Consider the following 25,158-nt stretch of genomic DNA (forward strand, 5'->3'; position numbering starts at 1 on the left):
GTCGTAACAGCAGGGGCAAGCCGACCTGCGGCCTCATGTGGCAAACAAAAAGGATCTCGTAGTGATGCTCGCTCGCCCATCCCGTCGCAGTACCCGTGTTCAGCCTCAGCAGCGCATGGCCGCCGATCCGGCGCTGTGGTTGCTCAAGCCCCTGGCGCAGGCGATTGCCTTGTGTCTGGTGGCAGGCAGTGCCGAGGCGGCGACTGCGTTCAGTTCGGGATGGTTCGCCGCCAAGGGCGCGGCGCAACAGGCCGCCGCAGCGCGCCCGAGCGTGGGCGGATTGCCGGGGATGACGCCACCGCTGGCGCAGCAGCAAAAGGCCAACCAGCAGTTGCAGCGCTCGATTCAGACCTTGAACAACACGGTGGCCGCGATTGCGGCGCAACAGGCGGCGCAGGCGGCCGGTCGTGCGGCGGCGCTGGGCACGGTGCAGTTTGTGCCTGATGGTCTGGGCGAGGGCGGTCTGAAGGTCGATAACAGCCTCACGCAAGGTTGGCAGAACGCCAAGGGCCCGCAGCAGACTCAGGTTGATGGCAAGACCACGGTGAAGATCGAGCAGACCGCCGACAAGGCGATCCTCAATTGGGAGACCTTCAACGTCGGGCGCAACACCACCGTCGATTTCGTCCAGCAGTCGAACTGGGCGGTGCTCAACCGCGTCAACGATCCGAATGCGCGGGCCAGCCAGATTCAGGGCCAGATCAAGGGTGACGGCACGGTGATGCTGATCAACCGCAACGGCATCGTGTTCAGCGGCACCAGTCAGGTCAACGTGCGCAACCTGGTGGCGGCGGCGGCCAACATCACTGACATTCAGTTCCGCGACCGCGGCCTGTATTTCGACAGCACCGGCAGCCAACCGACGTTCACCGAGGCGGCCGGCAAAGTGCTGGTGGAGCGCGGCGCGTCCATCGAGACCGCGCGGCCGGCCAAATCGACCGATGCCGGCGGCTATGCCTTGCTGCTCGGCAGCGAAGTGCACAACGACGGCAGCATCAACACCGCCAAGGGCCAGACCGTGCTCGGCGCGGGCGATCGCTTTTACATCCGCAAAGGCTCGGGCACTGAGGGCAATGGCTTCTCGACGACGTTCGGCAACGAAGTCACGCCGGGCTTCAAGACCGGCAGCGCTGCCGGCAAGGTCAGCAACAACGGCCTGATTCAGGCCGCGACCGGCGACATCACCCTGACCGGCCATGAGGTCGTGCAAAATGGTGTGTTGCTGGCCAGCACCTCGGTCGCCACTCGCGGCACGATTCATTTGCTCAATCCGGCCACCGACACCCAGGGCAGCGTGACGCTGGGGCAGGGCAGCGCGACGGCGATCCTGCTCGACAGCAGCGATCTGACCGCCCTCGACAGTCAGCATCAGGCGGCGCTGACCGGCGTTACACCGAACAACCGGATTCGCAGCGATCAGTCGCGCATTGATATCCAGAGCGGCGGCAGCGTCGAGTTCCAGAACGGTTCGATCACCCTGGCCACGGGCGGCCAGGTTGCAGTGGCGGCGCAGCGTCGCAGTCTGGTGCGTGACGGCGCATTGATCGATGTCTCCGGTGCCATCGGCGTGAAAGTCGCGATGGAATCCAACAGCATCAAGATCAACGTCCAGGGCAACGAGCAGCGCGATGCTTCGGTCAATCGCGACAAGGGTGCGCTCAACAGCAATGACATTTGGGTCGATGTGCGCGAACTGGTTTACGTCCCGGCCGGCACTAACGGCTACGCCACGGATCGCTGGTACACCGCTGGTGGTCTGCTGGAGGTCGGCGGTTACCTCGGCACCCAGGGCCACAGCATCGGCGAGTGGATGGCTCAGGGCGGCATGGTCAGTTTTGCCGGCAATGACGTGGTGACCGAGAAGGGCTCGCTGATCAACCTGTCCGGCGGCACGCTGGATGTACAAAGCGGCGAGATTCGCCAGAGCTGGCTGCGCGGGGCCGACGGGCGCCTGTATGAGGTCTCAAAGGCACCGGGCGATCTGCTCTACACCGGGCTGTACAAAGGCTTTGAAGACAGCAGTGAACGCTGGGGTCAGACGAGTTATTACTACAACCCGTTGATTGCGCCGTCCAGTCGTCGGGAGTCGGGCTACACCGTGGGACGCGATGCCGGGCAACTGGTGATCGGCACCCGCAACGCTGTGCTCAAAGGGCAAATGCTTGGCGAGGTTTATCAGGGCGAGCGCCAGATCCAGGCACCGCGTGCCGTACTCGATGGCTATGCGCAGAGTCAGACGGCGCTGGCGCGGCGCGGGCAGTTGATTGTCGGCAGTTATGACCCGGCGTACGTGGCGGCTTCCGGTGGTTTGCTCTACGGCCTCAACCCATTGTTCGATCAGGTGCAGGTCGGCGGCGAACGGCCGCTGGCCGGCGATGATCGGGAGCTGACCGGCGCCGTATCCGATGCGCGCAGCGGCAAGCTGTTTCTTGATGCCGGGCAACTCAGCGACTGGCAATTGGGCGCACTGAAAGTGGCGGCCAAGGAACGGATCGACGTGCAAGGTGCCGTCACCGTCGACAATGGCGGCGACATCACCCTTTACGGGCCGGACGTGCAGGTCAACGCAAACCTGACCGCGCGTGGCGGCAGCCTGCGTCTGGGCAATGTGCTCAATCAGCTCAACACCGATCGCCTCACCGACACCCGACTCGTCGCGCCGACCGGCAAGGCCACCCGCGTGAGCGTGGCTGAAGGGGCACAACTGGACACTCGCGGTCTGTGGAGCAACCTGCGCACCAACCCTGACGATACCGCCAGCCTGGCGTATCTGGATGGTGGCGTGGTGTCGATTCGCAGCAGCGGTGACATCGAGATCGGTGCCGGCAGCCTGCTGGACGTGTCTTCCGGCGGGGCGATTCTGGCCAATGGCAAGACCCTCGGAGGCAAGGGCGGTGACGTGACGCTGGAGGCCGGCGCCTTGACCGCGTCGGGTGACAGTCATCTGACTCTGGACGGCCAGCTGCGGGGTTACGGTGTGTCTGGCGGCGGCCGTTTGTTTCTGCAGACCGGCGATGTGCTGATCGGCCAGACCGATAAGCGTCAGGCCGACTCTGTGTTGCAGCTGACGCCGACGCTGTTTGAAAAAGGCTTCTCGACCTACAACCTGATTGGCCTGAACCGGATGGAAGTGACGGATAACACCGTCATTGATGTGTCGATGCCGGTCTATCGCTTCAGCGAGGCGGCCGCCAATCAGGTCAGCGGTGCCGCGCCGCAGCGGGCACTGGAGCTGTGGACGCCGCCGCTCTATCAGGAAAATCCGACCAAGGCCCAACTGACGCAGCGTGCCGGTGCCAGCCTGACGCTGCAGGCCGGTAGCAGCGAAGTCAGGTTGCTCGATCCTGCGCACACGACCCTGAGCCTCGGCCAGGGCTCGCGCATCAGCGTCGACCCCGGGCAGAGCATCAACTTGCGCGGCGCGGGACAGATCACCCTCAATGGCGAACTGAATGCCTGGGGTGGCACCCTCGACATTCGCCAGCAACAGTTCGGTTTGAACGACGTCGCCGACAACTCACAACTGGCTGACAACGCAGCGCACAACCGCTCGATCTGGATCGGCGAACACGCGGTGCTGGATGTGGCTGGCCGCGCGGCCACGGCGGTGGATGCGCTGGGTCGTACTTACGGGCTGGTGGGCAAGGGCGGCACGATCATCGTCGGCGGTGAAATCGATGCGAAAAAAACCACGGCGACATCGGCCGATGCCTATGTGATCGTGCGTGAGGGTGCACGACTCGACGCGTCCGGTGCTCAAGCCACGCTGGATATCGCCGGGCAGGGCCCAACGCCGATAGCCACCGATGGTGGACGAATAAGCCTGAGCTCCTATAACGGACTGTTCATCGATGGCAGCCTGCGTGCAGTCGCCGGTGGTGCGCGCGCAGCCGGCGGGCGTCTGGACATTGCACTGGAGACGCCGCTCTACGACCTCAACCTCGCCGCCAATAAAGTGCGTGCCGCCAGGGAAATCATCCTTGGACAGGACGCAGGCAAGTCCCAGCTGCCGCAGGATCTGCAACCCGGTGCCGCTGCTTCAGCCTTGCAATACGGTCGTGCCCGCCTGGGCGCCAATCAGTTGATGGCCGGCGGTTTCGACAACCTCAGCCTGCTGAGCAATGGTTTGCTGTCGTTCGACGGCGATGTCGATCTGCACAGCCGCCAGAGCCTGAGTCTGTATGCCGGCGCGTTGGCGTTGGCCGACGGCGCCAGAGAGACTGCGCGGATCAATCTGTCAGCGCCGTATCTGCGGTTGTCGGGGACCGGCAAATACTTCGACGCGCCGGGTTATCTGCGCCCGCGAGTCATGAACACTCCGACGACCCATGTGGCACCCGCCACGTTCAACGCCACGGCGGACCTGCTGGATCTGGGCAACAGCCTGTCGTTCGGCACGGCGGGGAAGATTGCGTTACTCAACGGTGCGGCAATCGAGGTCAGTCGGCGCGGCTTTGATCAGGTGACCTTGCACAGCCGGGGGGATCTGCGCTTTCTGGCTCCGACCGGGTACACCACTAAAACGGAGTTGTGGACGCCTGGGGACCTGAACCTGCAGGCCGCGCAAATCTATCCGGCCAGTGATGTCACTGCCGAGGTGCGGGTCGGTTATCAGAGCGTGCACCCGGGCGCCGACCCGGCGCGCACCTTGCGCATCACCCGCGCCGGGAGCGCCCCGGCCGCCGTGCCTTACTCGGTGTTTGGCGACTTGACGCTGGCTGCCGGGCACATTGAGCAGGGCGGCGTTATTCGTGCGCCGCTGGGCATGATCCGCCTGGGCGACGAGACCGTGGTCAACACCCATGACCTGCATTTGTTGCCGGGCAGTGTGACGTCGGTCAGCGCGGACGGACTGGTCATGCCCTATGGCGGCACCACCGACGGCATCGACTATCGATACGCTGGCAAATCGGTTGTGCTCAAGGGGATTACCGCAGAAACCGCCGGTGTAACGCTGACCTCGCGGTACGTCGATGTGCAGCAGGGAGCATTGATCGATTTGTCTGGCGGCGGCGACCTGCGAGGGGCCGGGTTTGTGTCCGGGCGGGGCGGCTCTACCGATGCACGCTTCAATCCGCTGGTGCGCAATGCCACCGACGGTTCGTTCAGCTTGCCAGGCCTGGCCAGCAATCCGGTGTACGCCATCGTGCCCGGCAATCAGAGCACCTACGCGCCGATGCTCGCCGAAGCGGGAGCGGTTGATCCGCGCATCGGCCAGCAAATCACCCTCGGCGCCGGCGTGCCGGGGCTGGCGGCAGGCACCTATACGCTGCTGCCCTCGACGTTCGCCTTGTTACCGGGGGCGTTCCGGGTCGAGGTCAACGGCCAGGCCGCAGCGGGTGTCACGCCTGGCGCGTTGCCTTTGCGCAATGGTTCATGGACCAGCTCGGGGTTGATGTCGATCGCCAACACCGGGCTGCGTGACAACCTGGCCAGCCAGGTCATCCTGACCTCGGCCGATGTCGTGCGCCGTTATTCGCAGTACAACGAAACCGGTTTTACTCAATTCGTCCGCAGTGACGCTGCACGGCGTGGCGTGCCACGGGCGTTGGCGCCGATGGATGGCAAGTCGCTGAATCTGTACTTGATGTCGGGCGCCGAGCAGGGTATTGCGCTGGATTTCGCCGGACAGGTGTTGTTCAAACCGGCCACTGGCGGCGTGGTTGGGACGGCGGTGGTGAGGGGCGCGCGGGATGTGGAACTGCTCGGCGACGGGCATCGGCGTACCGAGGGTTTCAGCGGCGTGTCGCTGTATGCCGACAGCCTCAACAGATTGGGTGCAGGCCGTCTGACCATCGGCGCGCAACCGGCGATCGATTACAACACGGCGGGCAATATCGTTTCGTTCATCGGTGATACATCGAATATCACCCTGCGTGAGGGCGCCATGCTGTCTGCGCCTGAAGTGCTGCTGCGTACCACCAGTACCCGTGGCAGCATCACGCTCGAAGCCGGCTCGGGGATCAACACTCTGGGGCGCGGCGACGCACCGTACGATTCATCCGCAGGCTTTATCTATGCTCCGGGCACGGCAGGTCTGCTGGTGGTCTCGAACGGTTGGACCAACGTGCTCGCGCCGTCGTTGTCGACCCCTACCTCCGGCGCGGGGGATATTCGCATCGGCAACTGCCCGACGAACGCCTGCACCAACCCGACGCTGCTTTACTCCAATGGCAGCATCACGGCCGCCACAGACAAACAGTTCGAGCTCGACGAAACGGTACGCTTCGGTACTCGCCATCTGACGCTGGCAGTGGGGACGATCAATGCCGGCAGTGCCGAGGCCTTGAGTGCCGCCGGCAGTCGTGTGCCGACCGGCCTGACCCTGAACCAGAACGTGCTCGACCGGCTGTTGCGCGGTGATACGCAGTTTGGCGCTCCGGCCCTGGAGACCTTGAGCCTGACCAGTCGCGATGCCTTCAATTTCTATGGCAGTGTCAGCCTCGACACGCTGGATCGGCAGACCGGCGTCAGCAAACTGCAGAATCTGATACTCAGCACACCGGCCATTTATGGCTTGGGCCAAGCCGCAGACGTTGCGAGCATCCGCACTGCGAATCTGGTCTGGAACGGCGCCACGCAAGCGCCCGCTGCTGTCATCTCTGGCGGCGCCGGCACCGGTCAGGGCACACTCGACATTCAGGCCCAGCGCATCGAATTCGGCTACGGCCCCAACCCGCAGGCCAGTGGACTGGAGCAGAACGATCGCCTGGTGCTGGGCTTTGCCAACGTCAATCTGACCGCCAGCGACCGCATCACCGCCAACCACAAAGGCAGCCTTGCGGTGTATCAGGCGCAAGGCGCATTCGACCCGGTCGGGGGTTATGCCTACAGCGGCGGCAACCTCAACCTGCGCACCCCGTTGCTGACGGGGGAGGCGGCCTCGGTGAACCTGCTCAAGGCCGGTAACAACCTGACTCTCACGGGCGCCGGTACCCTAGCGGCGGCCAATGTCCTGGGCGCGGAACTGACGCTCGATGCGCGTAATGTCACGCTCGACAGTCGCATTGCTCTGGCCAGCGGCAAACTGGTGATCAGATCGGCAGAAGACCTGACCCTGAACAGTGGCGCTTACCTGGATATGGCCGGGCGTACCCTGGCATTCAACGATGTGAACAAGTACAGCTGGGGCGGTGATGTGGCGCTGTACAGCAGCCACGGCAATATCCGTCAGCTCGCGGGCTCAAGCATCGACCTGTCGGCGCAGAACAATCAGGCCGGCAATCTCAGCGCCATCGCCTTGGCCAGCGATGCCGGGATGGTCGATTTGCAGGGCCAGATCCTCGGCGCCAGCAGCGGCAGTTATGACGCGGGTGGCACATGGGTGCCGTACAAGGCCGGTGGCGTGGACATCCGCGCGCAACACTTGAATGGCGATCCGAGCCAGCAATTTGCGGCCCTTAACCAACGCTTGAACGCAGGGCAGGTTTTTGGCAGCCGTAGCCTGCAACTCAAGCAGGGCGATCTGTTGATCGGCGACGGGCTCAAGGCCGGTGAGGTCAATGTCTCGGTGGACAACGGTAGCCTGACCGTCGCGGGGCTTGTCGACGCGAGTGGTTCAAGGGTTGGTTCGATTCGTCTGTCGGCGAAGAACGGCCTGACGGTGACTGGCAGCGCCGTGCTCGACGCCCATGGCCGTGTGCTGCGGGTCGACAGCTACGGAAAAATCATCGATGCACCGAACCGGGCGATGGTCGAGCTCAACTCCGGCGCCGGAACGCTGACGCTGGGCTCCGGCGCACGGATCGATCTGCGCCACGGCACCGACGCTGCACCGGGGCCATTGCCCGGGCAGTCCGATGGATTGCCGCGCGGTACGCTGGAGTTGAACGCACCACGTCTGGCCGGCGGCGACATCGCCATCGATGCCAGCGGCGCACTGAACATTCAGGGCGCCCGTTCGATCGGGCTCAATGCCACGCGCCGTTACAGCGATGCCAGCGACGGTGCAGACCCGGCGGCCAGCGGACGTCCGTATCAGGTGATCGATCAGGCCTACCTTGACCGCATCCATGGCGACAACACGGCGTTCATCGATGCCGCGTTGCTCAACAGCAACCTGCTGCAGAACAAACTGGCCGGCCTGAACAATGCGTCCTATGCCGATGCCTTCCATCTGCGACCGGGTGTCGAGATCGTCAGCAAAACCGCCGACGGCGATCTGGTGGTGCAGGGCGATGTGGATCTGTCCGGTTACCGCTATGCCAGTCTCAATCCGCATACGCAGAAAACCGCAGCCTATGGCTCTGGCGAGTCTGGCAGCCTGGTGATTCGCGCCGGCGGCAATCTCGATATCCACGGCAGCCTCAACGACGGTTTTGCACCGCCACCCGAGACGGTCGACGATGCGGGCTGGAAACTGTTGCCGGGGATTCAGCCGTTCGGCGGTGATCTGGTGGTGCCGGGTGCAGGCGTCACACTGGCGGAGGGCACGCTGTTCCCGGCGGGCGTCACGCTGAACTACGACGTGCCGCTGCAAGCGACGACCCTGGCCGCTGGCACGTTGTTGCCAACCGAAGCGACCTTGGCCGCGCCGTACACGCTGGGCGCCGGTACGGTACTGGCAGGCGCGGTTCACGATGCCTCGGGCCAGTTGATTTTTGCCGCTGGAACGCTGCTGACCGACAACGTCACATTGCCGGCCGGCAGCCGCCTTGGCGCGGGTATTCGCTTGAATGACGTCACGTCTGTCAAAGCGATTCGCTGGCCTAAAGGCGTGCCGTTGCCGGGGAGCGTCGAAGCCGGTACCAACGCGATCAAAGGCGTGCGCTTGAGTGGATCGCTGGCATTGCTGCGCGGTTCTTTGATTCCGTCGATGACCGACGTGGTGCTGACCGATGGGACGGCCTTTATCGAGTTGCGGCCATTGAACGGCAACCAGCAGGGGCGCAACTGGGCCGTTGCCAGCCTGTTACCGGCCGGCAGCGCGTCCTGGTCGATGCGGGTGGTGGCGGGGGCCGATTTGGGTGCCGCTGATACGCGTGCGATCAAGCCGGTTTCCAGCGACGGCAATCTGCGTCTGGCCGACACTCATTACGGGCTCAAAGTCACTGAAAAGGCACCAACCCTGGTCTGGGGTGAAGGCAACCTGGGTGGCTTCACCCCGGGCGAACCAGTGCCTGACGAGCTCAAGGAATGGTGCGACTGGGCACCGAACTCCTGCGTTTCTGCACCGCGATGGACGTGGGCACCGGACAACTGGATGGGCATGCCCCCGGGGTCACCGATAAGCGATGACGACGTGCTTGCCTGGTGTGGGTCTTTCCCTGAGCTGTGCGTGGAAAACAAACCGGGCATCACCGTCAGGACCCGCACACAGATGTTCAGCGTACTGCGTACAGGTACCGGGGATCTGGACGTGCTCGCCGCCGGTGATCTGAGCATGGACTCACCGTTCGGCGTCTATACCGCCGGCACCCAATCCGAAGAGATCGATCCGCGCTTCAACCAGCCGCGCGGACGTCTGTCGGACAACGGTTCGGTGCTGGGCAGTGCCGGCAGCGATTACGAGCGGTGGGTCACAGGCAACGACAGTCTGTATCAGGCCTGGTACCCGCAAATGGGCGGCAACCTGACCATCAACGCCGGTGGTTCGATTTCGGGGGATGTGCTGGGTCGGCGTGGCCCTTCGGCAACCCTGGAAACACCTGAGCAAGTGCCCAGTGTGGCGGTGGGCAACTGGCTCTGGCGTCAGGGGACCGGCAACAGCGATGTGCCGACGGCGTGGTGGATCAACTTCGGCAGTTATGCGACTCAGCCGTTGCCGGATCAAGGCGTCGATACCGGGCCGTTCCTGGTTGGCTTCACCGGTTTCGGCACGTTGGGTGGCGGCAACATCAGCCTGCGCGCAGGTGCCGATGGGGGCATGGTCAAGGCGTTGGGCGAAAACGCCAACACCAATCTTTACCCCCGTGGCCAAGGCTTGATCGTGGCGGTCGGGAGTACCGGGCGCGTCGGCGACGATGGACGGCTGCAATTGACCGGTGGCGGTGACATGGACATCCGCATCGGCGGTTCGCTCAATCCGTCGTTGCAGGCCCGGGCCGGCAACAGTGGCGTGGGAGTCCCCCGACACGACCTGCAAGGCGCTCTGATCAACCTGCGCGGCGCGGCCCGACTGACTGGCGGGGCGCTGGGTGGAATCAATCTGCAGTACGGCGCAGCCTCCTATGTGCAGGACCCACGCGAAGTCCGACCGTTTGACCCGTTCACATCCACCGCTGGCAGTGCCTCCGGCGGCCTGGTCTTGATCCCTGGCGACTCGGGCATGAGCCTCAATACCCGCGGCGACCTGGTGCTGGGTGGCGCGGCGGACCCGGGCCGGGTTCGGTTGCAGAACTCGACGCCGTTCACCACCGCTGACGGTGTTGTGCATGACGGGGGCGGATTGAGTGGTTTCTCGCTATGGACCGATCACACGGCTATCGATCTGTTTTCGGCTGGAGGCAACCTGACGCCAAGTACACAGCTGGGCGAGGTTGACGGGCAGGGGCCCATGATCGGGCGAAACACATCTCCCACCGATGGGCGCTTCGTATATCCGTCGATCCTGCGTGCGGTGGCGGCCCAGGGCTCGATTTATGCCGGGCCGTCGGCGACCTACATGCAAGGCAGCGGATTTTTGCCGGCCACAGCGTACTCCTTGTTGCTGGCGCCCTCGAAGGCAGGGCAACTGGAGCTCCTGGCGCAGGATTCGATCTATGCCGGTGGCTACGCAATCAATCAGTCGGGCGCCAGTCCGTCGGCCATCGCTACGCCATTCACACCGGCCTTCAATGGCTACGGTAACAACACATCGAAAACGCCGATCATGACCAACCGTGGCAGTGATGGGGTTTCACCCGATAAAAACTTGCGATATCCGCTGTTCGCTTTTGGTGCCAACAGTTACTCGGGTTTGAGTGAGGTGCAGGCGCCCGCACGGTTCTATGCTTTGACCGGTGATCTGGTGGGGGTGCGCAGTGGTGAAACACTGACGTTCAGCCTCTCCAAACGTACCTGGTACGAGGCGGCCAGCCCTGTCTGGATGCTGGCAGGGCGCGACGTCGTGGCTTCCGGTACCTTTCTCGGGCAACCGACCACGGCGCCCAACGGCGAGATGGGGTTACCGAATACAGAGGGTGTCGCCTCGACCGGCAATCTGTTCGTGCACAACAATTCACGGGATATTTCCCGGGTCTCGGCAGGGCGCGACATCCTCTACAGCAGCTTCGACATCGCCGGCCCGGGTGTGCTGGACATCAAGGCAGGGCGCAACATCCTGATGGAGGACCGTGCCAGCATTACCAGCATCGGACCGATTCTGGCGGGGGACAACCGCCCCGGCGCCAGCCTGGTGATGCAGGCCGGTACGGGCGCACAGGGAGCGGATTATTCGCGGTTCATCGCCCGTTACCTGAACCCGCAGAACCTCGCGGACCCGAACGCATCCCTCAACGGGCAACCGGGCAAAGTGGTCAAGACTTACCTCGATGAACTGCAGAGCTGGCTGACCCTTGGCTATGGCTTCAGCGGCAACGCCGAACAGGCGCAAGCCTTCTTCGCTGCACTGCCGAGTACCGAGCAGGCGATCTTCGCCCGTCAGGTGTATTTCGCCGAGCTGCGTGCTGGTGGCCTGGAATACAACGATGTCGACGGCCCGCGCAAAGGCAGTTATCTGCGTGGTCGCAACGCCATTGCTTCACTGTTCCCGACTGTCGATGTGGCCGGCAATCCGATCCGCTATGACGGCGACATCACGCTCTACGGTGGTGCCGGGGTGAAAAGCCTGTTCGGTGGCGATATCCAGATGCTCACGCCGGGCGGCGGCCAGGTGTTCGGCATCGAAGGCGCCGCGCCGCCCTCGACGGCGGGCATCATCACCCAGGGCTCGGGCAACATTCAGCTCTATTCCCAGGGCAGCATTCTGCTGGGACAGAGCCGGATCATGACCACGTTTGGCGGCTCGATCCTTGGATGGTCCGCCGAGGGCGACATCAACGCCGGTCGCGGTTCGAAAACCACCGTGGTCTACACCCCGCCGAAACGCGTGTACGACACCTGGGGCAACGTGACCCTGTCGCCATCGGTGCCAAGCACCGGTGCCGGTATCGCCACGCTCAACCCGATTGCCGAAGTGGCCCCAGGGGACATAGACCTGCTCGCGCCGCTGGGCACCATCGATGCGGGCGAGGCGGGGATTCGCGTCTCGGGCAACGTCAACATCGCCGCGCTGACGGTGGTCAACGCTGCCAACATCTCGGTGCAGGGCAAAGCGACCGGCGTGCCGGTGGTTTCGGCGGTCAACACCGGAGCGATCACCTCGGCCAGCTCCGCTGCGTCCTCGGCAACCCAGGCAGCGGAAGACGTCGCCCGTCAGCAGCAAGCCGCGTCGCGCCAGAACCAGGCCTCGGTGTTCACCGTTCAGGTGCTGAGCTTCGGCAACGAACAACTGGCCCCGACCCGCGACGGCGCCAGCCGCGCACCGACGCCGGGCTACAACCCCAACAGCCCGGTGCAGGTGCTGGGCGCCGGGGCGCTGGATGAGCAGGCGAAACAACAGCTGACCGAAGAGGAGCGGGGGCAGCTGACGTTGTAAAGGACTCTCGTGCAGTACGCTTCGGGCGGCCGTTTGGCCGCCATTTTTTTATGTTGCTGAAGTTGAGGGGTATTTTTGACGGGCGTGAAGCACCCTCAGTATTTTGATGTGTCCATTCACTCGATAGACCAGCAGATAGTTCGGATGAATCACCATTTCGCGAGTGCCAGGCACTCGGCCAGGTCGGAAACCATAAGGTATTGATGAAAGTCGCTGTGCTGCTGCACCCACCTTGTTTCTTAGCGAAATTGAAGCGTTGGTGTTGTGTTGCTCGATGTATTTGAAGATGTCAGCCAGTTGACGCGAGGACTTGCTGCTCCATTCAAGCTGCAGCGCGGCGCTTCCTGCGTATCTCTTCCAGCATCTGGTCGAGCATTGCCATAACTTCATCATGGGGAATGCCAGGACTTGGATCATCCAGTGCATCCTGTATCTCTGCACGAAACCAGCGATCGTAGCTCTCTGCCTCTTCTTCGGATTCGAAGTCAGAGTAATACGGGGAAAGTAATAAGCTCATAGTGATCTCCGTGATCAATCTCGGCAGTTTAAGGGGGAATGGCCCATTGTCGTCACTGGCAGACGATGCACCCCATGAGCCCTTAAGGAACCATGAGGTAGCGGGACCCAGTATCTGCAAGTCCCCCTTTCAAATCTGCCGGACGTTTCCCATCGTTGTCCGGCAATCTCGACCGCCGCTGTAGGCCTATTCCTCCCCTCTGTTTTTCAGGTTTCCAGCCTACAAATCCGTGCGCGCCTTCCTACAAAATGCACTCAGAACGCATACGGAATGCTCACCTTCGCCCACAACATTTCCCCCTCTGGCCGGTTCTCCACGTCGAATTCCTTGGCCCAGCGGATCTCGGCGCTGGCGTACTTGAGGAAGGTGAAGTGCAGCGCCGGGCCGATGGCGAAGACCTTGCCGCGTACGCCGTCGTTCACGTCTTCGCCGGCGAATTGCACGGTGTGGCCGAACTGTTTGTCGTCGGTGGTCTGCTTGAGGTAGTAGCCGTTGATGCCGAGCATCAGGTCGTCGGTGATCTTGTAGCTGGCCGAGTAATCGAAGTGGAAGATCTGCCCGGACTTGTAGTCGGTGTCCTTGTTCTTCTCGTTGAAGCTGTAGGTGGTTTTCATCGACACCTCGGTGCGCTCGGTCGGCAGCCAGGTGAAGGAGAACAGCGGTTTGTAGGTGTAGAAATTGTTGCTGGTGTTGGCCAGCCGATCGACGCTGTATTCGCCGGTGGGCACGGTGATTTCCACGGCGGCGCCGAGGGTCAGGTCCTTGCCCATGTCCCACAGGATGATCGGCGCGATGGTGGTATCGCCCATGCCTTCGCGGGTGTCGCTCAGACCGAACACCGAGACTTCCTGCTTGAGCCACGGCTGGGCGATGTAACCGGCCAGTCGTCCGCCGAAAATCCGCACCGGGCTCAGGTAATCGAGACGCGGGATGACGGCGGTGGATTCGATCTCGACATTCGGCACCTTGCCGCCGAGCGAACTGATGTTGAGCTTTCGTGACTTGTAGTGGTTGTAGTAGAGGTTGAAGGCGACCATGTTCTCCGGAAGGCTGTCGACTTCCAGCGGCAGCATGAAGAAGCCGTCGGTGCCAGGGCCGATGTTGTCGACGCCAGCTTCGGTGGCCAGCGCCGGCAGGGTCGCGGCCCAGCCGAGCAGGCTCAGCGCCAGTCGCACAGGGAATGTCGCGCGGTTCGGGGTCATGTCCGTCCTCATTATTATTGTGTTTGGGCGCAACGCCGGCACGCAGGACGCCCGGCCACTATAGAAATAAGCCCTTGGCGCACGACAGGGCAGGGTATTGGCGGACACGTAAGGGGACTTCTGCGGACAGCCCGCCAACCCTGTGCTAACTTCCTTCGACATAACCGGTTACAAAAATAACAATTCAGCGTGATCCGGAATGTCAGCCTCCATGAACGTAAAAGTCCAAGACCCGACCTTCGAACTGGCGCTGGTGTCGCCATTTCTCCTGCAAACCCTGGCCGAAGTCGCCGCCAACAAGGGCATCGAGCCGCAGAGTCTGTGCCGTGGCCTGGGTTTTGATTTCGAGGATTTGCAGGATCCGGCGCAGAGGATTTCCTATCGCCAGGCCGTGGCGATGATCCAGCGTGCGCTTAAAGCGTTGCCCAATCAGGGGCTGGGACTGTGGGTCGGTGCGCAGAATGTGCTCGGTACGCTGGGGCTGCTGGGGCACGTGCTGTCGCTGTGCAAGACCTTGCGCGATGCGTTCGAAATCGGGGTCCGGCATCAGCACACCTCCGGTGGGATCGTGGTTTCCAGCGTCGATGTGGTGGGCGATCAGGTGTACGTCGACGTTGAATGCCGGTTGCCGTTTGCCGAGGTGCAGGTGTTTGCGGTGGAAGAGTTTTTCGCCAGCCTGCTGGTCTATGGGCGGGCGCTGGTGGGCGAGACGTTCAAGCCGATTGCCGTGGAGTTCATGCACGCCGCGCCGGATTACCTGGATGAGTACCGGCGGCTGCTGGGGCCGGAGGTGCGCTTCGGGTGCCTGCACAACCGCATGCTGATCGACGTGCAATGGCTGGATGTGAACCTGCCCAACCACCATTCGCTGGCGCTGCGTCAGGCGGTCAAGTTGCTGGAGCTGGAGGCGGCGCAGGTTCATCAGAAACTCGATCTGATCCAGGCTGTGGAGCGGGCGATTGCGCGGGACCTGAGTCGGGGCAGTCACATTGAAAAGATTGCTGGTGACTTGAACATGAGCAGCCGTACTTTGCGTCGGCGGCTGACTGAGCATTCGTTGACTTTTGAAGCGTTGCTGGAGCAAGTGCGGCAGGCACGCACCATGAGTTTGCTGGCCAATCCTGAGATGCCGATCGAGCGGATTACCGAGGAAGTCGGCTACAGCGACGTGCGCAGTTTTCGCCGGGCGTTCAAGCGTTGGACGGGGAAGAGTCCGAGTGCGTGGCGCATGGAGAGTTCTGTGATTTGACTTGAGACCGATACCCCTCACCCCAGCCCTCTCCCCGAGGGAGAGGGGGCCGACCGAGTTGTCTTGCGCGATACATCGACCTGAAAATTCTTTGTCGATTATGGATTCACCATCGTTCGTTCAGGTCGGCGTACCTCCTCAATTTTCCCCAATCAGTTCCCTCTCCCTCCGGGAGAGGGCTAGGGTGAGGGGCTTTTGAAGCTATCCAACCCATTTCAACCCCCCACAAACCCTCCGGCTACAGTTAAACTCCGCGCTCTTTCCAAGGAGTCGACATGAGTTACTACCAGCCGGGCATCCTCGCCACCCCAGTTCCGCCGCAAGCACGTCACCTGTTTTTCGCCCTTGAGTCGGTTGAAGCGCTGCCGCAGGCGATCGACAACCTGCTGAACCTGGTGGACGGCAAGTCGGCGGTGGTCGGTTTCGGTGAATCCCTGGCCAAGGCCCTGAATGTGAACATCGACGGCCTGCGCAGCTTCCCGGCGCTGACCGGCGTTGGCGTGGAAAACCCGTCGACCCAGCACGCCCTGTGGGTCTGGCTGCACGGCATCGACCGTGGTGATCTGCTCAACCGCAGCACTGCACTTGAGGCCGCACTGGCCCCGGCGCTGCGTCTGGTGCAGATGCAGGAAGCCTTCCGCCACAAGGACGGTCATGACCTCACCGGTTATGAAGACGGCACCGAAAACCCGCATGACGAAGCCGCCATCGCCGCCGCACTGCAAAGTGAAGGCGCCGAGGGTCTGGTCGGTGGCAGCTTTGCCGCGATCCAGCAATGGCAGCACGACCTCAAGGGTTTCCATGCGCTGTCCGCCGAGGACAAGGACAACATCATGGGCCGTCGCCTGAGCGACAACGAAGAGATCGACGACGCCCCGGTGTCCGCCCACGTCAAGCGCACCGCCCAGGAAAGCTTTGCCCCGGAAGCCTTCGTAGTGCGTCGTTCGATGCCGTGGATCGAAGGTGACCGCGCCGGCCTGATGTTCCTGGCGTTCGGCTTCTCCCTCGATGCCTTCGAAGCACAACTGCGCCGCATGAGCGGTCTGGAAGACGGCATCACCGACGGTCTGTACCGCATCAGCCGGCCGATTACCGGCGGCTACTACTGGTGCCCGCCGCTGCAAAACGGCCACCTCGATCTGCGCGCACTGCGCATCGGCTGAGGCACAAGAATGAACGTGGTGCGTTGGGGCATGATCGGTTGCGGCAGCGTCGCTGAACGCAAGAGCGGACCGGCCTTCTACAAGGCGCCCGGTTCGGCGTTGGTCGCAGTGATGGGGCGCCGCCTCGAAGCCGTGACCGATTACGCCGCGCGCCACGGCATCGATCGGACTTACACCGACGTCGATGCCTTGATCAACGACCCCGAGGTGGACGCGGTGTACATCGCCACGCCACCCGACAGCCACCACGCCTACAGCCTGAAAGTCGCCGCCGCCGGCAAGCATTGCTGCGTGGAAAAACCCATGGCCCTCAACGCCGGGCAAAGCCGCGAGATGCAGCAGGTGTTTGCCGATGCCGGCCTGCACCTGTTCGTTTCCTATTACCGTCGTTCACTGCCGCGTTTCCAGCAGGTTCGGCAATGGCTGGAGCAGGGGCGCATCGGCGAGGTGCGGCATCTGAGCTGGACGCTGACCAAGGCGCCATCGCCCAAGGATCTGGACGGTAGCGCAAACTGGCGCACCGATCCGGCGGTGGCCGGTGGCGGGTACTTCGCGGATCTGGCCAGCCACGGTTTTGACCTGTTCCAGTACCTGCTCGGCGACATCGTTGAGGTCGCCGGCTTCACCGCACGTCAGGCCGGGCTTTATGCGGCGGAAGATGCGGTCAGCGCCAGTTGGCGATTCGCCTCGGGTGCGTTGGGCATGGGCTGCTGGAGCTTTGTTGCGGACCGGCGCGAGGATCGGGTCGAGATCATCGGCAGCCAAGGGCGGATCGGGTTTTCGGTGTTCGACGAGCATCCGGTCGAGCTGCACGCCGATGAACACATCAGCCTGGAAATCCCTCACCACGAACACATCCAGTGGCACCACGTACTGGGCATGAATGCGCAGATTCGCGGTGAGTCGCAGCACCCCGCAGTCGCCGCCGAAGCCCTCAAGACCGATTGGGTCATGGATCAGATCCTCAAGCGCCACTGAAGGCGCATCTAAGGTTATGCCCAAACAATATTTCTCAAGCTTGTCATAACGTCTCTAAGATCACGTCATAACTCGTTATAACAAGTGATCCCGTGATGACCGATAACGTTCTCTCCCTTGGCAGCGTTCCTCTGCACACCCAACTGCGCGACGTGCTGCGCGCCCGGATTCTCGACGGCGAATACCCGCAAGACAGCCAGATGCCGTCCGAAAGCGAGCTTGGCACCCTGTTCAAGGTCAGCCGCATCACCGTGCGCCAGGCCCTGGGCGATCTGCAGAAAGAAGGGCTGATCTTCAAGATCCACGGCAAAGGCACCTTCGTTGCCAAACCCAAGACCTTTCAAAACGTCAGCACCCTGCAAGGCCTAGCCGAGTCCATGACCGGCCGTGGCTACGAGGTGATCAACCGCCTGCGCAGCTTCAAATTCATCGCCGCCGACAAACTGGTCGCCGAGCGTTTGCAGGTCGCCGAAGGCGAAATCGTCGCGCAGATAAAGCGTGTACGGCTGATCAACCGCGAGCCGATTTCGCTGGAAATCACCTACCTGCCCAAAGCCGTCGGCGAGCGGCTGGAGAAGGCCGATCTGGTCACCCGCGACATCTTCCTGATCCTCGAAAACGACTGCGGCATCGCCCTCGGCCACGCCGATCTGGCCATCGACGCGGTGCTGGCCGACAGCGACCTGACCCAGGCGCTGAACGTCGAGGCCGGCTCGCCGATCATGCGCATCGAACGGCTGACCCATGACGCCAACGGCCAGCCGCTGGACTTCGAACACCTTTACTACCGTGGCGATGCGTTCCAGTACCGCCTGCGGATCGACCGGCAAAAAGGGGCCTGAACATGACCCGCAATACTCTCGAACAGGAATACGACATCGTCGTGATCGGCGGCGGCACTGCCGGCCCGATGGCCGCGATCAAGGCCAAGGAAAAGAACAAGGAACTGCGCGTGCTGCTGGTCGACAAGGCCAACGTCAAGCGCAGCGGCGCGATCAGCATGGGCATGGACGGCCTGAACAACGCGATCATCCCCGGCCATTCGACGCCCGAGCAGTACACCAAGGAAATCACCATCGCCAACGACGGCATCGTCAATCAGGCGGCGGTATACGCCTACGCCACCCACAGCTTTGAAACCATCGAGCAGCTCGACCGCTGGGGCGTGAAGTTCGAGAAGGACGAGACCGGCGATTACGCGGTGAAGAAAGTCCACCACATGGGCGCCTACGTGCTGCCGATGCCCGAAGGGCACGACATCAAGAAAGTCCTGTATCGCCAGTTGAAGCGGGCGCGGGTGAGCATCACCAATCGACTGGTCTGCACCCGTTTGCTGACCGACGAGGAGGGCGCCGTCAACGGTGTGATGGGGTTTGACTGCCGCACCGCCGACTTCCACGTGATCAAGGCCAAGGCAGTGATCCTCGCCTGCGGCGCGGCCGGGCGACTCGGTCTGCCGTCCTCAGGTTATCTGATGGGCACCTACGAAAACCCGACCAATGCCGGCGACGGTTACGCCATGGCGTATCACGCCGGGGCCGAACTGGCGAACCTCGAGTGCTTCCAGATCAACCCGCTGATCAAGGACTACAACGGCCCGGCCTGCGCCTACGTCACCGGCCCGCTCGGTGGCTACACCGCCAACAACAAGGGCGAACGCTTCATCGAGTGCGACTACTGGAGCGGGCAGATGATGTGGGAGTTCCACCAGGAACTGGAGAGCGGCAACGGCCCGGTGTTCCTCAAACTCGATCACCTGGCCGAGGAAACCATCCAGAACATCGAGGAAATCCTCCACAGCAACGAACGTCCAAGCCGCGGTCAGTTCCACGCCAATCGCGGCACCGACTACCGCACGCAGATGGTCGAGATGCACATCTCGGAAATCGGTTTTTGCAGCGGCCACTCGGCGTCTGGCGTGTGGGTCAACGAGCGGGCCGAAACGTCGGTGAAAGGTTTGTACTCGGCCGGTGACATGGCCGCCGTGCCGCACAACTACATGCTTGGCGCGTTCACTTACGGCTGGTTCGCGGGCAACAACGCGGCGGAGTTTGTCGCCGGGCGCGAGTTCTCTGCGCTGGATGCCGAGCAGATCGAGAAGGAAAAGGCCCGGGTCTACGCACCGCTGGATCGCGAGCATGGTCTGCCGCCGGCGCAGGTCGAGTACAAGCTGCGGCGCTTCGTCAACGACTACCTGCAACCGCCGAAAGTGACCAAGAAGATGGAAATCGGCCTGCAACGCTTCAGCGACATCGAACGCGATCTCGACGAGATGAAGGCCAACAACGCCCACGAACTGATGCGCGCCATGGAAACCAGCGTGATTCGCGACTGCGCCGAAATGGCCGCCCGCGCTTCTCTGTTCCGCGCCGAAAGTCGCTGGGGCCTGTACCACTACCGCGTCGATCACCCGCAACGGGACGACCGCGAATGGTTCTGCCACTGCCACCTGAAGAAGGGCGAGGACGGGCGCATGACCAGTTTCAAGAAAGCCGTCGAGCCTTACATCATCCCGCTCGACGCCGAGGAAATGCAGGCTTACGACCGCCTTCGGGTCGGCGCTTTCGCCGCTTGATGCACCACTAGAGAGAGTCCGAACCATGGCCTATCAAGCCCAGGAAATCTTCTTCCGCTCCAACGCCCCCGTCACCGTGGACGAGGACAAATGCATCGCCGAAAAGGGCTGCACCGTGTGCGTCGACGTCTGCCCGATGGACCTGCTGGCGATCAACCCGGCCACGCAAAAGGCCTACATGGCCTTCGATGAATGCTGGTACTGCATGCCGTGCGAAAAGGACTGCCCGACCGGTGCGGTGAAAGTCGAAATCCCGTATCTGCTTCGCTAAAACGCTATCCGGCAACACCGGACGCCTGATTCAACACACCCCTCGTTTCCCACCGCGCCCTGATCGCGGCGGAGACGAACATCCTATAAATGATTCGAGGGGATTCAACCATGTTGCGTGCAGCAATCGCCGGTCTGGTACTGGCTTCGTTCACCCTGTCGGCCTCGGCCGAAACCATCCGCATTGCCATCGGCACCCAGGACACCACCATCAACTGCGCCGCCGGCGGTTTGTTGATTCGCGAGCTGGGCCTGCTCGACAAATACCTGCCTCACGACGGCGCCTACAAAGACGCCAAGTACGACGTGCAGTGGAAGAACTTCACCAGCGGCGCACCGCTGACCAATGAGATGGTCGCCGGCAAACTCGACTTCGGCGCCATGGCCGATTTCCCCGGTGCGTTCAACGGCGTGGCGTTTGAAACCGCCGGCAAACACAGCCTGTTCATCAGCGTGTTGTCGGGCAGCATCAAGGGCAGCGGCAACGGCATCGTGGTGCCGAGCGCGTCCGGCGTGCAGTCGCTGAGCGAGCTCAAGGGCAAGACCATTTCCGTACCGTTTGCGTCCACTGCTCACGGCATGTTGCTGCGCGCCGTGGCGGAGCAGGGCTGGGATCCGCTCAAGGACGTGAACATCATCGCCCAACCGCCAGAGGTCGCAGGCTCCGCGTTGCAGGCCGGCAAGATCGACGCCCACGCCGACTTCGTGCCGTTCGCCGAACTGTTCCCGAGCCGTGGCTTCGCTCGCAAGATCTACGACGGCGCCCAGGCCAATGCGCCGACCTTCCACGGTGCGCTGGTCGATCAGGCCTACGCGAAAAAGTACCCGGAAATCGTCGTCGCCTACCTGCGTGCGAGCATCGAGGCCAATCAACTGCTGGCCGCCGAACCGGAGAAATACAGCGAACTGATCGCCAAGGTGACTGGCGTCGATGCTGAGGTCAATTACCTGTTCCACGGCCCGCTGGGCGTGCAGACCCGCGACCTGAGCTGGAAGCCGGAGTATCGCCAGGCTGTGGGCACCGCGATTGACACGTTGAAGCTGCTGAAGAAGGCCGATCACGGGCTCGATCTGAATACCTTTATCGATGATCAGTACATCCGCGCGGCGTTCAAGGCTTCGAATCTGGATTACACGGCGCAACTGGCCAACTACGCGCAGACGCCGTTGAAGTCGCAGGATGCATTGACCGGCAAAGCGATCACCGACTTCAGCCATGTCGCGGAAATCTGGGTGCGGGGTGAGGACAAGGTCCGGCGCTATGCCTCTGCTGAAGAGGCGTTCACGGCGCTGGCCGGTCTGAAGTCGGAAGGTAAAAACATCCGTGCGGTGTATGCCCAGGCGAGTGACAGCGGGATCAAGTTGCTGGCGGAGCAGGCGTGGTTTGCCAGTGATGCGAAGGGGCGCCTCAGCGCGTTTTTGCTCAAGGGGCAGGCGCAGCAATTTGCTTCGGCGCAGGGCGGGAAGGTGTTTGACTTCACCGATGCCACGACCCAGGCCGTGGCTGCACGTTAACAGCAGATCAAAAGCTCCCCCTCACCCTAACCCTCTCCCGGAGGGAGAGGGGACTGACGGTGTTGTTCTGAAGAGTTACGCCGACCTGAGATATCGAGCCGAACTCAGGTTTGAAAATCATGAACATCTGCTCGTTCTCGAGTCGGGTACAGGTTTTGAAAGGCTTGAAGATCTGCCCCCTTTCCCCCTCGCCCCCTTGGGGGAGAGGGCTGGGGTGAGGGGGTTCGATCTCAGTCATCACACGGAATTCCGATCCATGAAAATCCCGAAAGCCCGCTGGACCACCAGAGCAACCTCCATAGCGTTCTGCCTGCTCTTCTGGCAACTAGCCGCCAGCCACCACTGGAACCTCGGCCTCGTCACCTTCGCCAACGTCCCGACCCCGCTGGCCGTGATCGAAGCCGCGCTCGGCCTCGGTGACTCCGGCAAGCTCATCCAGCACCTGAGCGCGAGCCTCGGCCGGGTCTTTGCCGGTTACCTCGCGGCGCTGGTGATCGGCATCGCCCTGGGCCTGGCCATCGGCCGTTCGAAGTGGGCCGAAGACCTGCTGCTGCCACCGCTGGAAGTGCTGCGCCCAATCCCCGCCGTGGCATGGATTCCACTGGCCATCCTGATGTTCCCATCCTCCGAACTGTCGATGGTCTTCATCACCTTCACCGGCGCGCTGTTCCCGATTCTGCTCAACACCGTGCACGGCGTCGAAGGTGTCGACCGGCGCCTGATCGCCTCGGCCAAAAGCCTCGGAGCCGGACGCCCGGCGATCCTGCTGGAAGTGATCCTGCCAGGCGCCGCACCGAGCATCATCACCGGCCTCGCGATCGGCATGGGCACGTCGTGGTTCTGTCTGGTGACCGCCGAAATGATCTCCGGCCAGTTCGGCATCGGTTACTACACCTGGGAGTCCTACACCATCCAGAACTACGCCGACATCGTGGTCGGCATGTTGCTGATCGGCGTGTTGGGCATGGGCAGCAGCCTGCTGATCAAACGCTTGGGCGGGCTGTTCACGCCCTGGCATCGACCACGAGGAAAAGCCTGATGAGCGTGATGCAAACCCCGGAAGGGCGGATCGATATCCGCCAGTTGTCCATCGTCCTCGGCGAAGGTCGGCAAGCGTTCGAAGCGGTGCAGGGGCTGGATTGCCAGATCGAACCCGGCCAGTTCGTGTGCATTCTCGGCCCGTCCGGTTGCGGCAAATCGACCTTGCTCGGTGCGCTGGCCGGGCATCTGCAACCCCATGGCGGACAGTTGAAAGTCGATGGCGCCGAAGTGTCCGGCCCGTCACCGCAGCGCGGCATGGTGTTTCAGCATCACACCTTGTTCCCGTGGCGCACGGTGCGCGACAACGTCGCGTTCGGCCTGAAAATGCGCGGCATCGGCAAGGCCGAGCGCCATCGCGCCGCCGATGAAATCCTCGAACTGGTCGGCCTCGAAGGCTTCGCCGAACGCTGGCCCGATCAACTGTCCGGCGGCATGCAGCAACGGGTGGAGATCGCCCGGGTACTGGTCAATCGCCCCCGGCTGTTGCTGATGGACGAGCCCTTCGGCGCACTGGACGCGCTGACCCGCCTGAACATGCAGGAACTGCTGCTGGACATCTGGACGCGGATTCGCACCACCGTGGTGTTCGTCACCCATGACATCGACGAAGCGCTGTTCCTCGCTGATCGCTTGCTGGTGATGAGCGCACGGCCGGGGCGAATCATCGAAGACCTGCGTCTGGATTTCCCCCGGCCACGCACCACCGAACTGGTGACCAGCCACGAATTCTCGCGCCTCAAGCGCCACTGCCTCGACCTGCTGCGCCACGACAACGACCGACCGCTGCCGCGCCTCAACCCGCTCGGCCTGCCTCCCGAAAACGCCTTGCCGAGATTTGCCCTGTGACTTCATTTTTTGCTGTGACCGATAACGACGACATTCTCGCCCTGCAACCACGCCTGACCGCTGATGACGCCGGTGTACGGCGGATTGCCCTGATCGATCTGGCCGACCTCGAAGAGCCGGACGGTCTGCTCTGGCTGGTCGAGCGCCTGGCCGAAGACCCCGCCGAAGAAGTGCGTGCCGAAGCGGCGCGTCTGTTGGAAGCCTGGGAAGACGAGCCGGTGGTTGACGCGCTGTGCCGGGCGCTGACGGATCCGTCGCAGGCGGTGCAAGCCGCTGCGGCGCAGAGCCTGAGCCTGCTCAAGACCGAAGCGGCGGGCAGGGTGATTCTGCCGTGGACCGCCCATTCCGAAACCGGCGTGCGGATTGCCGCGTTCCGCGCCTTGCGCGAGTTGCGTTTCCCCGGCGCTGCGCCGGCCGCCATTCAGGCGCTGAATGATGCCGATGCCAGCGTCCGTCGCGAAGCCGTCGGCGTGCTCGGCTGGCTCAAGCAACTCGACGCGTTGCCAGCCCTGGCCCGCCTGGCGAGTGATGACCCGGACACCGAAGTGCGCCGCGCCGCCACCGGCGCCCTGGGTCTGGCAAGTGACGCCGAAGTACTGCCCGCATTGCGTCAGGCCTTGCAGGACCAGGCCTGGCAAGTGCGCGAAGAAGCCGCGACCACCCTCGGCAAGGTCGGCCACACCGACGCCGGGCCGGCGCTGATCGAAGCCTTGGCCGACGACTACTGGCAGGTGCGCCTGCGCGCCACCCGCAGCCTCGGGCGCCTCAAGTACGTCGCTGCCCTCGACGCCCTGATCGACACCCTCGGTCATCGCATCAGTAACCTGCGCAAGGAAGCCGCGCTGGCCCTCGGCGAATTGAACGATCGTGGGGCGGTGGCGGCGTTGCAGGCCGCGCAGGACGACGGCGACCCGGAAGTGCGCAAAGCCGTGCGGATTGCCTTGAGTCAGCTGCAATGAATCCGCTGTCGGTCGGCAATTCCCAAAGTGAACACCGGTTACGGCTGAGCTGGCCGGATGGCCGCGAGCAGTTGCTCGACCATGCCGAACTGCGCCGCCAGTGCCCGTGCTCGCAATGCCGGGCATTTCGCCTGCGGGGCTCGCCGCCCATGGTTGACCCGCGTGTGCGGGTCATCGAATTGAACGCTCAGGGCTACGGCCTGCAACTGGTGTTCAGCGATGGCCATCAGCGCGGGATTTACCCGTGGGCCTATCTGGCGCAGCTG

Annotated in this window: 15 protein-coding genes and 1 pseudogene; 12 read left to right on the plus strand and 4 right to left on the minus strand. The window is 62.9% G+C overall.

The genetic code is table 11. The features are described 5' to 3' along the window. Positions 1-64 precede the first annotated feature (64 nt). Positions 65-12,577 carry a filamentous haemagglutinin family protein gene (locus CAF74_RS04525; RefSeq protein ID WP_085745441.1) on the plus strand — a complete coding sequence of 4,171 codons (12,513 nt, stop codon included), beginning with the start codon at positions 65-67 and terminating at the stop codon, positions 12,575-12,577. Positions 12,578-12,625: 48 nt separating this feature from the next. Here CAF74_RS04525 and CAF74_RS04530 read toward each other — a convergent pair whose 3' ends face one another. From CAF74_RS04530 to CAF74_RS04540, 3 genes are all read right to left on the minus strand, one after another. After that, the gene (locus tag CAF74_RS04530; RefSeq protein WP_371857324.1) at positions 12,626-12,994 is read right to left on the minus strand and encodes a type II toxin-antitoxin system RelE/ParE family toxin; all 369 of its coding nucleotides are present in this window, start codon (positions 12,992-12,994) and stop codon (positions 12,626-12,628) included. Further along, positions 12,900-13,094, minus strand: a complete 195-nt coding sequence (locus CAF74_RS04535; RefSeq protein ID WP_085745848.1) for a stability determinant — start codon at positions 13,092-13,094, stop codon at positions 12,900-12,902. The genes CAF74_RS04530 and CAF74_RS04535 overlap by 95 nt, the downstream gene beginning before the upstream one ends. Before the next feature lie 254 nt (positions 13,095-13,348). Beyond that, positions 13,349-14,296 carry a transporter gene (locus tag CAF74_RS04540; protein WP_085745443.1) on the minus strand — a complete coding sequence of 316 codons (948 nt, stop codon included), beginning with the start codon at positions 14,294-14,296 and terminating at the stop codon, positions 13,349-13,351. A gap of 211 nt (positions 14,297-14,507) precedes the next feature. Here CAF74_RS04540 and CAF74_RS04545 point away from each other — a divergent pair, with 211 nt between their 5' ends. From CAF74_RS04545 to CAF74_RS04575, 7 genes are all read left to right on the plus strand, one after another. Then, a complete protein-coding gene (locus CAF74_RS04545) occupies positions 14,508-15,545 on the plus strand; it encodes an AraC family transcriptional regulator (RefSeq protein ID WP_085745444.1) in 1,038 nt (345 codons plus the stop codon). Between the two features lie 275 nt (positions 15,546-15,820). Beyond that, a complete protein-coding gene (locus tag CAF74_RS04550) occupies positions 15,821-16,708 on the plus strand; it encodes a Dyp-type peroxidase (protein WP_085745445.1) in 888 nt (295 codons plus the stop codon). A 9-nt stretch (positions 16,709-16,717) separates the two neighbouring features. Next, complete coding sequence (locus tag CAF74_RS04555; protein WP_085745446.1) at positions 16,718-17,686, plus strand: Gfo/Idh/MocA family protein; 969 nt, start codon at positions 16,718-16,720, stop codon at positions 17,684-17,686. A gap of 95 nt (positions 17,687-17,781) precedes the next feature. After that, positions 17,782-18,528 (plus strand): GntR family transcriptional regulator, encoded by a 747-nt coding sequence (locus CAF74_RS04560; protein WP_085603142.1) that lies wholly within the window; start codon positions 17,782-17,784, stop codon positions 18,526-18,528. A gap of 2 nt (positions 18,529-18,530) precedes the next feature. After that, positions 18,531-20,261 (plus strand): fumarate reductase/succinate dehydrogenase flavoprotein subunit, encoded by a 1,731-nt coding sequence (locus CAF74_RS04565; protein WP_085603144.1) that lies wholly within the window; start codon positions 18,531-18,533, stop codon positions 20,259-20,261. Between the two features lie 25 nt (positions 20,262-20,286). After that, entirely contained in the window at positions 20,287-20,532 is a 246-nt protein-coding gene (locus CAF74_RS04570) for a ferredoxin family protein (protein WP_007959413.1), read from the plus strand. Positions 20,533-20,642: 110 nt separating this feature from the next. Next, positions 20,643-22,046, plus strand: coding sequence for an ABC transporter substrate-binding protein (locus tag CAF74_RS04575; RefSeq protein ID WP_085745447.1), 1,404 nt, complete (start codon positions 20,643-20,645; stop codon positions 22,044-22,046). A 7-nt stretch (positions 22,047-22,053) separates the two neighbouring features. Here CAF74_RS04575 and CAF74_RS04580 read toward each other — a convergent pair whose 3' ends face one another. Beyond that, a complete protein-coding gene (locus CAF74_RS04580; RefSeq protein WP_085745448.1) occupies positions 22,054-22,284 on the minus strand; it encodes a hypothetical protein in 231 nt (76 codons plus the stop codon). An 18-nt stretch (positions 22,285-22,302) separates the two neighbouring features. On the opposite strand from CAF74_RS04580, the gene CAF74_RS04585 reads away from it, so the two are divergent. The 4 genes and pseudogenes from CAF74_RS04585 to CAF74_RS04600 all read left to right on the plus strand — a co-directional run. Then, positions 22,303-23,085, plus strand: coding sequence for an ABC transporter permease (locus CAF74_RS04585; protein WP_085745449.1), 783 nt, complete (start codon positions 22,303-22,305; stop codon positions 23,083-23,085). Next, entirely contained in the window at positions 23,085-23,933 is an 849-nt protein-coding gene (locus tag CAF74_RS04590) for an ABC transporter ATP-binding protein (protein ID WP_085745450.1), read from the plus strand. Before CAF74_RS04585 ends, CAF74_RS04590 begins: the two co-directional genes overlap by 1 nt. Continuing rightward, entirely contained in the window at positions 23,930-24,892 is a 963-nt protein-coding gene (locus tag CAF74_RS04595; protein WP_085745451.1) for a HEAT repeat domain-containing protein, read from the plus strand. Before CAF74_RS04590 ends, CAF74_RS04595 begins: the two co-directional genes overlap by 4 nt. Continuing rightward, positions 24,889-25,158 (plus strand): annotated as a pseudogene (locus CAF74_RS04600) (DUF971 domain-containing protein); the annotation flags it as partial. The gene CAF74_RS04595 and the pseudogene CAF74_RS04600, both read left to right, overlap by 4 nt.

It is taken from the genome of Pseudomonas sp. R45(2017), from assembly GCF_002112305.1.
GTDB classification, from domain to species: Bacteria; Pseudomonadota; Gammaproteobacteria; order Pseudomonadales; family Pseudomonadaceae; genus Aquipseudomonas; species Aquipseudomonas paraglycinae.

What these genes read in the sequence shown, in the direction of transcription:
- CAF74_RS04570 (WP_007959413.1), top strand. Translation starts at nt 20,287, where the DNA reads ATGGCCTATCAAGCCCAGGAAATCTTCTTCCGCTCCAACGCCCCCGTC.
- CAF74_RS04550 (WP_085745445.1), top strand. Translation starts at nt 15,821, where the DNA reads ATGAGTTACTACCAGCCGGGCATCCTCGCCACCCCAGTTCCGCCGCAA.
- CAF74_RS04585 (WP_085745449.1), top strand. Translation starts at nt 22,303, where the DNA reads ATGAAAATCCCGAAAGCCCGCTGGACCACCAGAGCAACCTCCATAGCG.
- CAF74_RS04580 (WP_085745448.1), bottom strand. Translation starts at nt 22,284, where the DNA reads ATGACTGAGATCGAACCCCCTCACCCCAGCCCTCTCCCCCAAGGGGGC.
- CAF74_RS04530 (WP_371857324.1), bottom strand. Translation starts at nt 12,994, where the DNA reads ATGATCCAAGTCCTGGCATTCCCCATGATGAAGTTATGGCAATGCTCG.
- CAF74_RS04555 (WP_085745446.1), top strand. Translation starts at nt 16,718, where the DNA reads ATGAACGTGGTGCGTTGGGGCATGATCGGTTGCGGCAGCGTCGCTGAA.
- CAF74_RS04535 (WP_085745848.1), bottom strand. Translation starts at nt 13,094, where the DNA reads ATGAGCTTATTACTTTCCCCGTATTACTCTGACTTCGAATCCGAAGAA.
- CAF74_RS04525 (WP_085745441.1), top strand. Translation starts at nt 65, where the DNA reads ATGCTCGCTCGCCCATCCCGTCGCAGTACCCGTGTTCAGCCTCAGCAG.
- CAF74_RS04575 (WP_085745447.1), top strand. Translation starts at nt 20,643, where the DNA reads ATGTTGCGTGCAGCAATCGCCGGTCTGGTACTGGCTTCGTTCACCCTG.
- CAF74_RS04560 (WP_085603142.1), top strand. Translation starts at nt 17,782, where the DNA reads ATGACCGATAACGTTCTCTCCCTTGGCAGCGTTCCTCTGCACACCCAA.
- CAF74_RS04590 (WP_085745450.1), top strand. Translation starts at nt 23,085, where the DNA reads ATGAGCGTGATGCAAACCCCGGAAGGGCGGATCGATATCCGCCAGTTG.
- CAF74_RS04540 (WP_085745443.1), bottom strand. Translation starts at nt 14,296, where the DNA reads ATGACCCCGAACCGCGCGACATTCCCTGTGCGACTGGCGCTGAGCCTG.
- CAF74_RS04545 (WP_085745444.1), top strand. Translation starts at nt 14,508, where the DNA reads ATGAACGTAAAAGTCCAAGACCCGACCTTCGAACTGGCGCTGGTGTCG.
- CAF74_RS04565 (WP_085603144.1), top strand. Translation starts at nt 18,531, where the DNA reads ATGACCCGCAATACTCTCGAACAGGAATACGACATCGTCGTGATCGGC.